The 13,124-nt window shown below is 60.9% G+C and carries 9 protein-coding genes; all 9 read left to right on the top strand.

The features are described 5' to 3' along the window. Positions 1–133: 133 nt before the first annotated feature. The 9 genes from F3I62_RS09615 (at position 134) to gltB (ending at position 13,101) form a co-directional block, all read left to right on the top strand. Entirely contained in the window at positions 134–1,198 is a 1,065-nt protein-coding gene (locus tag F3I62_RS09615; RefSeq protein ID WP_160489422.1) for a pilus assembly protein PilM, read from the top strand. Further along, complete coding sequence (locus tag F3I62_RS09610) at positions 1,198–1,821, top strand: PilN domain-containing protein (protein ID WP_160489421.1); 624 nt, start codon at positions 1,198–1,200, stop codon at positions 1,819–1,821. Before F3I62_RS09615 ends, F3I62_RS09610 begins: the two co-directional genes overlap by 1 nt. Then, a complete protein-coding gene (gene pilO / locus F3I62_RS09605; protein ID WP_160489420.1) occupies positions 1,821–2,444 on the top strand; it encodes a type 4a pilus biogenesis protein PilO in 624 nt (207 codons plus the stop codon). The genes F3I62_RS09610 and pilO overlap by 1 nt, the downstream gene beginning before the upstream one ends. Further along, positions 2,441–2,965 (top strand): type 4a pilus biogenesis lipoprotein PilP, encoded by a 525-nt coding sequence (gene pilP / locus F3I62_RS09600; RefSeq protein ID WP_160489419.1) that lies wholly within the window; start codon positions 2,441–2,443, stop codon positions 2,963–2,965. Before pilO ends, pilP begins: the two co-directional genes overlap by 4 nt. A gap of 54 nt (positions 2,966–3,019) precedes the next feature. Continuing rightward, positions 3,020–5,125 carry a type IV pilus secretin PilQ gene (pilQ, locus tag F3I62_RS09595; protein WP_160489475.1) on the top strand — a complete coding sequence of 702 codons (2,106 nt, stop codon included), beginning with the start codon at positions 3,020–3,022 and terminating at the stop codon, positions 5,123–5,125. A gap of 4 nt (positions 5,126–5,129) precedes the next feature. Then, on the top strand, positions 5,130–5,648 hold the full coding sequence (gene aroK / locus F3I62_RS09590; protein WP_160489418.1) for a shikimate kinase AroK: 519 nt from the start codon (positions 5,130–5,132) through the stop codon (positions 5,646–5,648). A 49-nt stretch (positions 5,649–5,697) separates the two neighbouring features. Next, entirely contained in the window at positions 5,698–6,801 is a 1,104-nt protein-coding gene (gene aroB / locus F3I62_RS09585) for a 3-dehydroquinate synthase (RefSeq protein ID WP_160489417.1), read from the top strand. Between the two features lie 10 nt (positions 6,802–6,811). Further along, the gene (locus F3I62_RS09580) at positions 6,812–8,410 is read left to right on the top strand and encodes an AAA family ATPase (RefSeq protein ID WP_160489474.1); all 1,599 of its coding nucleotides are present in this window, start codon (positions 6,812–6,814) and stop codon (positions 8,408–8,410) included. A gap of 245 nt (positions 8,411–8,655) precedes the next feature. Next, a complete protein-coding gene (gltB, locus tag F3I62_RS09575) occupies positions 8,656–13,101 on the top strand; it encodes a glutamate synthase large subunit (RefSeq protein ID WP_160489416.1) in 4,446 nt (1,481 codons plus the stop codon). Positions 13,102–13,124 lie beyond the last annotated feature (23 nt).

Here is a 13,124-nt window from a genome sequence, read left to right as displayed (position 1 = left end):
GAAAAGAGGAAAACTGTTCACATTATAAGCGGTTTTTTTGCCGGGTAGCCATTTGCGCTTCTGTCAAGACTGTTATTTAATGTGGAAAAACATAAATAGTCCGTAAGTCTCGGATGCAGATAGGAAATCGGTCGTGCTAGGGCTCTTCAATAAGAAAGCGAACACGCTTCTGGGGATCGACATCAGTTCGACCTCGGTCAAGCTCCTCGAATTGAGTCGCTCGGGAAGCCGCTACAAAGTAGAGGCCTACGCTGTCGAGCCGCTCCCACCCAATGCTGTTGTCGAAAAGAACATCGCCGAGCTGGAAGGCGTTGGTCAGGCGCTGTCGCGCGTGCTGGCCAAGGCCAAGACTGGCACGCGGTCGGCTGCCGTTGCAGTCGCCGGCTCCGCGGTGATCACCAAGACGATCGAGATGGAGGCCGGTCTCAACGACGACGAGCTGGAAAACCAGCTGAAGATCGAGGCGGACCAGTACATCCCCTACCCGCTCGAAGAGGTTGCCATCGACTTCGAGGTGCAGGGTGTTTCGGCGCGCAACGCCGACCGCGTGGAAGTGCTGCTGGCGGCCTGCCGCAAAGAGAACGTCGAGGTGCGCGAAGCCGCATTGGCGTTGTCCGGTCTGACGGCCAAGGTGGTGGATGTCGAGGCTTACGCCCTCGAGCGCGCCTATGGTCTGCTCGCGGCCCAGTTGGGTAGCGGCCACGACGAGCTGACGGTTGCGATAGTCGACATCGGTGCGACCATGACGACCCTCAGCGTCCTGCATAACGGTCGCACCATTTACACCCGCGAGCAGATGTTCGGCGGTCGCCAGTTGACCGAAGAGATTCAGCGCCGCTATGGCCTGTCGGTCGAGGAGGCCGGCCTGGCCAAGAAGCAGGGCGGCCTGCCTGACGACTACGAGAGCGAAGTGCTGCAGCCTTTCAAGGAGGCGGTGGTGCAGCAGGTCTCACGCTCGCTGCAGTTCTTCTTCGCCGCCGGGCAGTTCAACGATGTCGATTACATCCTTCTGGCCGGTGGGACCGCGTCCATCCCCGACCTCGATCGACTGATCCAGCAAAAAATCGGTACTCCAACCCTGGTGGCCAACCCGTTCGCCGATATGGCGCTGGGTGGCAAGGTCAATGCTGGTGCGCTGGCAAGCGATGCGCCTTCGTTGATGATTGCCTGTGGTCTGGCGATGAGGAGTTTTGACTGATGGCACGGATCAACCTTCTTCCCTGGCGCGAACAGCTGCGCGAAGAGCGCAAGCAGCGCTTTCTGGTCGCTCTTGCCGGCGTGCTCGTGATTTCTGCTGGCTTGGTATTCCTCGGCGGCCAGTACCTGAACGGCGCCATCGAGCAGCAAACCGCACGTAACGAGTTCGTGCGCAAGGAAATTGCCGTGCTGGATGCGCGAATCAAGGAAATCAGCGAGCTGAAAACCCGGCGTGCGCAACTGCTTGAACGGATGAAGATCATTCAGGATCTGCAGGGCAACCGGCCGATCATTGGGCGGGTTTTCGATCAGTTCGTCCGCACGCTGCCGGATGGGGTGTATTTCTCAGAGTTGAAGATGGAAGGCAAGTCGATCGCCATCACCGGCGCAGCCGAGTCGAACAATCGGGTCTCCAATCTGATGCGTAATCTGGACTCTTCGGACTGGTTGAAAGAGCCAAATTTGACTGAGGTCAAGGCGGTGACTGCAGGGGCGGTTGACCAGGCCAACGTTTTCAAACTCACGGTCAAACAGACTCGCCCCGGAGAAGAGGCAGAGGAAGAGGCGATTTTAGAGAAGGGCGCTAATAAAAAAGCTCCAGTAAAAGCAGGGGGTAAAAAATAATGAGCCTTACTGAATCTCTGGAGTCCTTGCGCAAGGTAGATCTGTCAGAGCTTGATCTGAACAATCTGGGCTCTTGGCCTGCTGCGGTAAAGGCTATTGCTTGCATGCTGTTGCTCATTGCGGCCATGGCGCTTGGCTACAATTTTTATCTTAAAGATCTGCAGGCTCAGTTGGATGGGAAGCGTGCAGAAGAGGAAACGCTAAAGCAGCAATTCTCAAGCAAGGCTTTTCAGGCTGCCAATCTGGAAGCGTACAAGGTTCAGATGAAGGAAATGGAGGAGTCTTTCGGGGCTTTGCTGCGTCAGTTGCCTAGCGATACGGAGGTGCCGGGGCTGCTTGAGGATATTACTCGAACCGGTCTGGGGAGTGGCTTGGAGTTCGAAGAGATCAAGTTGCAGCCGGAAGTTGCTCAGCAATTCTATATCGAGCTGCCGATTCAGATGTCGGTAGTGGGTGGTTATCACGATTTGGCGTCTTTCGTCAGTGGTGTTGCCAGTCTGCCGCGGATTGTTACGCTGCATGATTTCGAGATCAAGCCGAGTGAGGAGGGCAACATTTCCAAGTTGCGCATGCGCGTTCTCGCCAAGACTTACCGGTATAACGACCAGGAGCTGAAGAAATGACAGTGGCTCGCCTGCTGTTTCTAATGTGTGCGCTGGCTCTTGCTGGGTGCGTTGGTGGCGATGACTTTTCCGATCTTCAAGCTTTTATGGATCAAGAACGCGCGCGCCCGAAGGGTTCTATTGAGCCCTTGCCAAAGTTTCAGCCTTATGAGGCGTTTACCTACGGTGCTGCTGCTCTTCGCAATCCGTTCCAGCCGCCTGTCAAGATTGATCTCGCGAGTCAGCAAAAAGGCTCGAAAGATGTAAAACCCGACGAAACACGGGTTCGCCAATTTCTTGAGGGCTTCAATATAGAAACTTTTGAAATGGTCGGAACGCTTGCGAACCAAGGTTCAGTATATGCACTGATTCGTGGGGCGGGCGGAGTGCATCGTGTCAAGGCGGGGGACTACCTCGGGCGCAACCACGGCCGCGTCACGGTGATCGATGAGGCTAAAGTGGATGTGATTGAAATTGTTCCCGATGGTGAGGGGGGGTGGCTTGAGCGACCTCGGTCTCTGTCTCTCAAGGAGCGCTCTTAAATGGCGATTTCAGGCATGGAAAATAATTATATATCTGCACAATGGGGCAAGCTGATGAACGGCTATTTATCTCGTCTTGGTGTCTCGCTTGCTGTCGCTATTTTTGCGCCCAGTCTGCTTGCAGCAAACTTGCAAGGTTTGGATGTGGCCTCGCTGCCAGGTGACAAGGTTGAGTTAAAGCTGACATTTGATGAGCCTGTAGTTGCTCCGCGCGGCTACACGATTGAGCAGCCTGCCCGTATTGCCCTCGATTTGCCGGGAGTGGCGAATAAGCTAGGTACCAAGAACCGCGAGCTAGGTGTTGGTAATGCTCGCAGCGTTACCGTGGTGGAGGCGAAGGATCGCACCCGTTTGATTGTGAATTTGTCTACGCTAATGCCCTACAGTACTCGTGCTGAGGGTAATAACATATACGTAGTAGTGGGTGATGCATCTGCGAGTTCTGCGGCACCGTCCTCTCCTGCTGTTGCTCAGCCTGCTCGTCCCTTGCCGTCAGTTGGGAGGGAAATTAAGGGTGTTGATTTCCAGCGTGGCGAACTCGGTGAAGGCAATGTTGTTATCGAATTGTCAGATGCCACGGTTAGCCCCGATATTCAGGAGCAGGGTGGCAAGATTCGCTTGAGTTTTGCTAAGACCCAGTTGCCTGACGCATTGAAGGTGCGCTTGGATGTAAAGGACTTTGCAACGCCCGTTCAGTTCGTCAGTGCTGTCACTGAGGGGGATAAAACCAATATTTCCATTGAGCCGTCCGGTCTGTATGACTATTTGGTCTTCCAGACGGACAACAAGCTGACTGTCAGTGTCAAGCCGCTAACCCAGGATGATGTGGAGAAGCGTAAGGCTGAGCGCTTTGCTTACTCGGGCGAGAAGCTGTCCCTGAATTTTCAGGATATCGATGTTCGCTCGGTCCTTCAGTTGATTGCTGACTTCACTGATCTCAATCTGGTGGCCAGCGATACCGTGCAGGGCAATATAACCCTGCGTCTGCAGAACGTGCCTTGGGATCAGGCGCTGGATCTGGTGCTCAAGACCCGCGGGCTTGATAAGCGCAAGGTGGGCAATGTGCTGTTGGTCGCTCCGGCAGATGAAATTGCTGCTCGTGAGCGTCAGGAGTTGGAGGCCAAGAATCAAATAGCCGAACTTGCGCCTCTGCGTAGGGAGTTGATACAGGTTAACTACGCCAAGGCCTCAGATATTGCTGCGCTGTTTCAATCTGTTGCAGGTTTGGAGTCCGGGGATAAGGCGGAGCGGGGCTCCGTTACTGTTGACGATCGCACCAATAGTATAATCGCCTTTCAAACCCAGGAGAATTTGGATGAATTGCGCCGCATAGTTGCGCAACTGGATATACCAGTTCGTCAGGTGATGATTGAGGCTCGGATTGTTGAGGCCAGTGTCGGTTTTGATAAGAGTCTGGGTGTCCGCTGGGGCGGGGCATTCCTTGGTGACAATAATTGGAGTTTCTATGGCAAGGATGGCGCGAGGGGCTTTGATGATGATGGCAACCTCCTGTTGCCAGGCACCAAAACTGCCGGGGATTACACTTCGCAAGATGCGACCATGAATGTGCCCTTTGTCGATATGGGGGTTGCAAATAGCACTTCGGGTATCGGCATCGGTTTCTTGACGGATAATGTGATCCTTGACCTGCAGCTGTCTGCCATGGAAAAGACCGGTAATGGCGAGGTAATTTCACAGCCCAAGGTTGTAACTTCTGATAAGGAAACGGCCAAGATCCTCAAGGGCTCCGAAGTGCCCTATCAGGAGTCAAGCTCCAGTGGCGCGACAACCGTCTCGTTCAAAGAGGCAGCCCTTGCCTTGGAGGTTACGCCGCAAATCACACCGGATAACCGTATCATCATGGAAGTTAAGGTTAATAAGGACGAGCCGGATTACGAGAACGCGGTGCTGGGTGTTCCACCGATCAGAAAGAACGAGGTGAACGCCAAGGTTCTGGTGAGTGATGGTGAGACTATTGTCATCGGTGGCGTCTTCTCTAACACCCAAAGTAAAGCGGTGGAGAAAGTGCCTCTTCTGGGGGATATGCCTTTTCTTGGTCGTCTTTTCCGGCGCGATATTGTCCAGGAAAGCAAGAATGAGCTGCTGGTATTCATCACTCCACGCATCATGAACAACCAAGCCATCGCCGTGAGTCGTTGATGTTGTGAGGAATTTGATACTGGTAGGCCCGATGGGGGCTGGTAAGAGCACCATCGGGCGGTTGTTGGCAAAAGAGTTGAAGTTGCAGTTCAAGGACTCCGACAAGGAGATCGAGCAGCGCACCGGTGCTGACATTCCTTGGATCTTCGATGTCGAGGGTGAGCAGGGGTTTCGCGAGCGCGAGCAGTCGATGATCGCGGAGCTCTGCGAGCTTGGTGGTGTGGTGATTGCGACCGGCGGCGGTGTAGTGCTGCGGCCGGAGAATCGCCAGGCGCTTCGTGCTGGCGGCCGGGTGATCTACCTGCATGCCTCGGTAGAGCAGCAGCTGGATCGCACCTCGCGTGACCGCAATCGCCCGCTGCTGCGCAATTCCGATCCGGCCAAGGTGCTCGCAAGTCTTATGCAGATTCGTGATCCCCTGTACCGAGAGATTGCGGATGTGATCATCGAGACCGATGAGCGTCCGCCGCGCATGGTGGTGCAGGAAATCATTGATCGTCTCGATGCGCTTCCTCCCCGTTAAAGCCAGGGCCTAACTGCGCTATCCTATTGCCCTTTCTTCAGGGGGCGTCATGCAGACTCTTACAGTCGATCTAGGTGAGCGCAGTTATCCCATCTACATAGGTGAGGGGCTGTTGGCTCGTGCGGAGCTGTTCAAGCAGCACCTTGCTGGCCGGCAGGTTGCCATTGTCACCAATGAGATCGTGGCGCCGCTTTATCTGAAGGCCCTCGAAGCCAGCCTGGCTGGTTGTGAGTTGACCTCCGTCATCTTGCCGGACGGCGAATCCCACAAGAACTGGCAGACCTTGCAGCTGATCTTCGACGGTCTGCTGCAGGCGCGCCATGATCGACGCACCACGGTTGTCGCCTTGGGCGGCGGCGTGGTTGGCGACATGGCCGGTTTTGCGGCGGCCTGTTACCAGCGTGGTGTCGACTTCATCCAGGTGCCGACCACGCTGCTGTCTCAGGTCGACTCTTCGGTTGGTGGCAAGACCGGCATCAATCACCCGCTGGGCAAGAACATGGTCGGTGCCTTCTATCAACCGAAGGCGGTGGTGATCGATACCTCGGTGCTGGCTACCCTGCCGGCCCGCGAGCTGTCCGCCGGACTGGCCGAGGTCATCAAGTACGGTTTGATTTGCGACGAGGCCTTTCTGGGCTGGCTCGAGGCGCATGTCGAGGCCTTGCGGGCCTTGGATGGTCGGGCCTTGATCGAGGCGATCGAGCGCTCCTGTGCGGCCAAGGCGCGTGTGGTCGGTGCCGATGAGCGCGAGTCGGGGGTGCGGGCCACGCTCAACCTCGGGCATACCTTCGGGCACGCCATCGAGACCCACATGGGTTATGGCGTCTGGTTGCACGGTGAGGCCGTCGCTGCAGGAACGGCCATGGCGCTCGAGATGTCTACTCGCCTGGGTTGGATATCCGCGTCCGAGCGCGACCGCGGTCTGCGCCTGCTGATCAAGGCTGGGCTGCCAGTCGTGCCGCCCGCCGAGATGACGGCGGATGATTTCCTCGAACATATGGCGGTGGATAAGAAGGTCCTCGACGGTCGCTTGCGTCTGGTGCTGCTGCGCCGGATGGGCGATGCGGTGGTGACCGATGAATTCCCGCGCGAAGTGCTGGATGCCACTCTGGCTGCGGATTACCGCGCCCTGGCGGCTCGACTTGAATCATAACGAGAGTTCCATGACCAGTTTGCATGCCGATGAGGCCTACCTCGGCCATTACCAGTTCAGCCATGACCCCTTCGCCGCGCGCGTGCCGGGCTTCCGTTTTTTCCCGGCGCAGCGCAAGCCGGTGCTGGGGCAGTTGCATCACCTGGCGCGCTACAGCCAATTGCTGCTGGTGGTCAGTGGGCCGATTGGCAGCGGCAAGACGCTGCTGCGCCAGGCGCTGGTCGCCAGCACCAACAAGCAGGCGGTGCAGAGTGTAGTGGTGTCGGCTCGCGGCGCGGGGGATCCGGCCGGGTTGTTCCGCCAGATCGCCCAGGGCCTGGGGATGCAGCAGTTCGATGTGCGCAGCATTCTCGCGCAGGTGGCGCAGCTGGCGCTGACCGGTCAGGAGGTCTACCTGCTGGTGGATGATGCCGAGCAGCTGGCGGATGCCACGCTGGAGGGTTTGTTCGCCCTGGCGGCGGGTGCTGGCGAGGCGCGCCCGCATGTGTTCCTGTTTGCCGAAACTGCCCTGATCTCGCGGCTCGAGGCTCTGGCCGACGGCGAAGAGCGTTTTCACGCCATCGAGCTGCAACCCTACAGTGAGGATGAGGTGAGGGAATACCTGGCCCAGCGTCTGGACGGTGCGGGACAGGGTATCGAGTTGCTCTCGGATGACCAGGTAACCGATATCTACCTCACTTCCGGTGGCTGGCCCGGGCGGATCAACCAGGTGGCGCGTGACGTGCTGATCGAGGCGATGCTGGCCCAGCGCAACGCGGCGAGCGGTTCGGCGGGCCTGCTGGGCTTGCCGCGAAAGCACCTGCTGGCTCTGGTGGTGGTGGCGATCGGGCTCGGCGCTGCGTGGTTCATGCAGGGGCGGCAGGAGCGTCTGGCGCAGGAGTCGCCGGCGCAGGTGCAGTCCGAGGCCGTGGCGCCGGTCGCGGACGCAACGGCTGGTGCGGAGCCGGACCCGGCAGCCAAGTCCGAGGGCGGTGCGTCCATCGAGTTCGCCGGCTCCAGTCAGCCGTTGCCGCTGCCGCTGGTGGGCGAGGCCCAGCCGGTCATTCGCGAGCCGCTGGCGCAGGCCTCTGGGATGGCCGAAGGCGAAGAGGGTGGTGAGGCGGAAAACCTGGCGGCCTTGCCGCCCGCGCAACCGGTCGCGCCGGTTGCCGTGCCGAACGCGCCCCCGGCTGCCGTTACGCCCGTCGCGGCGCCCGTGCAGCCAGTCGCTGCGCCTGCAGTGCCGGTGGCGGCAGCCGCGCCGAAGCCGGTGGCCGTGGCCAAGCCGGCCGCGCCCCAGCCCAAGCCGGCTGTCGTCGCCGTGGCCAAGACCGGCTCCGCGAGCGCGGGTTGGTATGGAGCGCAACCCGCCAGCCAGTTTGCCCTGCAGATTCTCGGTACCCGCTCGGAGGGTGGGGCGCAGGCCTTCATCAGCAAGAACGGCGCGGAGTACCGCTACTTCAAGAAAATGCACCAGGGCCAGCCGCTGTATGTGGTGACCTACGGCAAGTTTTCCAGTCGGGCGGCGGCGCAGGCGGCGATCAAGTCGCTGCCGGCCAGCGTACAGGCGGGCAAACCCTGGCCGCGCAGTTTTGCCAGTATCCAGCAAGAGGCCGTGCAGGCCCGTTAGTGGTCCATTATTTGCGAGTGGTTCGGTGACTGGTCGGTGCTAACACGAACGGCCGGTCACTGCCTTTCTTCTGCGCGACATAAGATTTCATCCCCCCGTCACGAAGATTTGTGACGCCAGGGGTGCGTATGTACAATGTCTGCCCTTTGCCTGCGCCATGCTGGGGTTTTCCCCTGCGCGCGTGGCAGGTAGGTCGATGAATTAGAAAGCAATTTGCCTATAAAGGCAGCCTGGTGAGAGTCCCTATGAAAGCAGGTCTGTACCATCCTGATGAGTTCAAGGATAACTGCGGCTTCGGCTTGATCGCCCATATGCAGGGCGAGGCAAGTCACAACTTGCTGCAGACTGCCATTGAAGCCCTGACCTGTATGACCCACCGCGGCGGTATCAACGCCGACGGCAAGACCGGTGACGGTTGTGGTCTGCTGATCCAGAAGCCGGATCTGTTCCTGCGCGCCATGTCCGTGCAGCATTTCGGTGTCGAACTGCCGCAGCAGTACGCCGTGGGCATGGTGTTCTTCAACCAGGACCCGGCCAAGGCCGAAGCCGCGCGCGAGAACATGAACCGCGAAATCCTCGCTGCCGGCCTGACCCTGGTTGGCTGGCGCAAGGTGCCGGTCGACACCAGCGTCCTCGGCCGCCTGGCCCTGGAGCGTCTGCCGCAGATCGAGCAGGTGTTCGTCGGCGGCGAAGGCCTGTCCGACCAGGACTTCGCCATCAAGCTGTTCAGCGCCCGTCGTCGCTCCTCGGTGGCCAATGCCGCCGACACCGACCACTACATCTGCAGCTTTTCGCACAAGACCATCATCTACAAAGGCCTGATGATGCCGGCCGACCTGCAGCAGTTCTACCCGGACCTGGGTGACGAGCGCCTGCAGACCGCCATTTGCGTATTCCACCAGCGCTTCTCCACCAACACCCTGCCGAAATGGCCGCTGGCGCAGCCGTTCCGCTTCCTCGCCCACAACGGCGAGATCAACACCATCACCGGCAACCGCAACTGGGCCCAGGCCCGGCGCACCAAGTTTGCCAACGAGCTGATCCCCGATCTGGAAGAGCTCGGCCCGCTGGTCAACCGTGTCGGCTCCGACTCCTCGAGCATGGACAACATGCTCGAGCTGATGGTCACCGGCGGCATCGACCTGTTCCGCGGCGTGCGCATGATCATCCCGCCGGCCTGGCAGAACATGGAAACCATGGACGCCGACCTGCGTGCGTTCTATGAGTACAACTCCATGCACATGGAGCCGTGGGACGGCCCCGCCGGCGTGGTGCTGACCGACGGCCGCTACGCCGTCTGCCTGCTCGACCGTAATGGGCTTCGCCCGGCGCGCTGGGTCACCACCAAGAACGGCTACATCACCCTCGCCTCGGAAATCGGCGTGTGGAACTACCAGCCGGAAGACGTGCTGGCCAAGGGCCGCGTCGGCCCGGGGCAGATCCTCGCAGTGGATACCGAGACCGGCCAGGTGCTGAGCACCGACGACATCGACAACCGCCTGAAGTCGCGCCACCCCTACAAGCAGTGGCTGCGCCAGAATGCCGTGCGCATCCAGGCGACCCTGGCCGACGACCAGGGCGTGGCCAGCTACGATGCCGACCAGCTCAAGCAATACATGAAGATGTTCCAGGTCACCTTCGAGGAGCGTGACCAGGTCCTGCGTCCGCTGGCCGAACAGGGCCAGGAAGCGGTCGGCTCGATGGGCGATGACACGCCGATGGCGGTGCTGTCGCAACGCGTGCGTTCGACCTACGACTATTTCCGCCAGCAGTTCGCCCAGGTCACCAACCCGCCGATCGACCCGCTGCGCGAAGCCATCGTCATGTCCCTGGAGATCTGCCTCGGTGCCGAGCGCAACATCTTCCAGGAGTCGCCCGACCATGCGATCCGCGTGATCCTCAGCTCGCCGGTGATCTCGCCGGCCAAGTGGCGCTCGCTGATGGCCCTCGACGAGCCGGGCTTCGAACGCCACGTCATCGACCTCAACTACGACGAGAGCGTCGGGCTGGAAGCGGCGGTGCGCAACATCGCCGACCAGGCCGAGGAAGCGGTGCGTGCCGGCAAGACCCAGCTGGTGCTGACCGACCGCCACATCGCCCCGGGCAAGCTGCCGGCCCATGCCTCGCTGGCCGTCGGCGCCGTACACCACCGCCTGACCGAGACCGGCCTGCGTTGCGACAGCAACATCCTGGTCGAGACCGCCACCGCCCGCGACCCGCACCACTTCGCCGTGCTGCTCGGCTTCGGCGCTTCGGCGGTGTACCCGTACCTGGCCTACGAAGTGCTGGCCGACCTGATCCGCACCGGCGAAGTGCTCGGCGACCTGGACGAAGTGTTCAAGCACTACCGCAAGGGCATCTCCAAGGGCCTGCTGAAGATCCTGTCGAAGATGGGCATCTCCACCATCGCTTCCTACCGCGGCGCGCAGCTGTTCGAAGCGGTCGGCCTGGCCGATGAAGTGGTCGAGCTGAGCTTCCGTGGCGTCGCCAGCCGCCTGAAGGGCGCGCGCTTCGTCGATATCGAGGCCGAGCAGAAGCTGCTGGCCTTCGAGGCCTGGAACAACCGCAAGGCCATCCAGCAGGGCGGTCTGCTCAAGTTCGTCTACGGCGGCGAGTACCACGCCTACAACCCGGACGTGGTCAACACCCTGCAGGCCGCCGTGCAGCAGGGCAACTACGAGAAGTACAAGGAATACGCCGCGCTGGTCGACACCCGCCCGGTGTCGATGCTGCGCGACCTGCTGCAGGTCAAGCTGGCCGAGCAGCCGCTGGCGCTCGATCAGGTCGAGCCGCTGCAGTCGATCTTCAAGCGCTTCGATGCCGCCGGGATCTCCCTCGGCGCACTGTCGCCGGAAGCCCACGAAGCCATCGCCGAGGCGATGAACCGCATCGGTGGTCGCTCCAACTCCGGTGAGGGCGGCGAAGACCCGGCCCGCTACGGCACCGTGCGCAGCTCGAAGATCAAGCAGGTGGCCACCGGCCGTTTCGGCGTGACCCCGGAATACCTGGTCAATGCCGAAGTGCTGCAGATCAAGGTGGCCCAGGGCGCCAAGCCCGGCGAAGGCGGCCAGCTGCCGGGCGGCAAGGTCAACGGACTGATCGCCCGTCTGCGCTATGCGGTGCCCGGCGTGACCCTGATCTCGCCGCCGCCGCACCACGACATCTACTCGATCGAAGACCTGTCGCAGCTGATCTTCGACCTCAAGCAGGTCAACCCGCAGGCGCTGGTCTCGGTCAAGCTGGTGGCGGAAGCCGGCGTCGGCACCATCGCCGCCGGTGTGGCCAAGGCCTACGCCGACCTGATCACCATCTCCGGCTACGACGGCGGCACCGGCGCTTCGCCGCTGAGCTCGATCAAGTACGCCGGCAGCCCGTGGGAACTCGGCCTGGCCGAAACCCACCAGACCCTGCGCGGCAACGACCTGCGCGGCAAGGTGCGGGTGCAGACCGACGGCGGCCTGAAGACCGGCCTCGACGTGATCAAGGCCGCCATCCTCGGCGCCGAGAGCTTCGGTTTCGGCACCGGGCCGATGGTTGCCCTGGGCTGCAAATACCTGCGCATCTGCCACCTGAACAACTGCGCCACCGGCGTCGCCACGCAGAACGACAAGCTGCGCAAGGACCACTTCATCGGCACCGTCGAGATGGTGGTGAACTACTTCACCTTCGTCGCCGAGGACACCCGCGAGTGGCTGGCCAAGCTGGGCGTACCGAGCCTGGGCGAGCTGATCGGGCGCACCGACCTGCTCGAGATGCTGCCGGGGGAAACCGCCAAGCAGCAGCACCTGGACCTGTCGCCGCTGCTGGGCAGCGACCACGTGCCGGTCGACAAGCCGCAGTTCTGCGAAGTCGACCGCAACCCGCCGTTCGACCAGGGCCTGCTGGCCGAGAAGATGGTCGAGATGGCCAAGGGTGCGATTGCCGGCAAGAGCGGCGGCGAGTTCGAACTGGATATCTGCAACTGCGACCGCTCGATCGGCGCGCGGATTTCCGGCGAGATCGCCAAGGCCCACGGCAACCAGGGCATGAAGGACGCGCCGATCACCTTCCGCTTCAAGGGCACCGCCGGGCAGAGCTTCGGCGTGTGGAACGCCGGCGGCCTGAACATGTACCTGCAAGGCGATGCCAACGACTACGTCGGCAAGGGCATGACCGGTGGCAAGCTGGTCATCGTTCCGCCCAAGGGCAGTCCGTTCAAGACCCAGGAATCGGCGATCATCGGCAACACCTGCCTGTACGGCGCCACCGGCGGCAAGCTGTTCGCCGTGGGTACCGCGGGTGAGCGTTTCGCCGTGCGCAACTCCGGCGCCCACGCCGTGGTGGAAGGCACCGGCGACCATTGCTGCGAATACATGACCGGCGGCTTCGTCTGTGTGCTGGGCAAGACCGGGGTCAACTTCGGTTCCGGCATGACCGGTGGCTTCGCCTATGTGCTCGACCAGGACAACACCTTCGTCGACCGCGTCAACCACGAGCTGGTGGAAATCCAACGCATCAACAACGAAGCCATGGAAGCCTACCGCAGCCACCTGCAGGGCGTACTGGCCGAGTATGTGGCGGAGACCGGCAGCGAGTGGGGCAGCAACCTGCTGGAAAACCTGGACGACTACCTGCGCAAGTTCTGGCTGGTCAAACCGAAAGCGGCAAGCCTGGGCTCGCTGCTCAGCAGCACCCGTGCTAACCCGCAGTAATTGCGCCTGAAGTAGTTGATGAG

Origin of the sequence: Pseudomonas sp. R-28-1W-6 (assembly GCF_009799925.1) — a bacterium.
Taxonomy (GTDB): domain Bacteria; phylum Pseudomonadota; class Gammaproteobacteria; order Pseudomonadales; family Pseudomonadaceae; genus Aquipseudomonas.
Note: the sequence above shows the minus strand (reverse complement) of the source record. Positions and strands in the feature narration are given on the sequence as shown.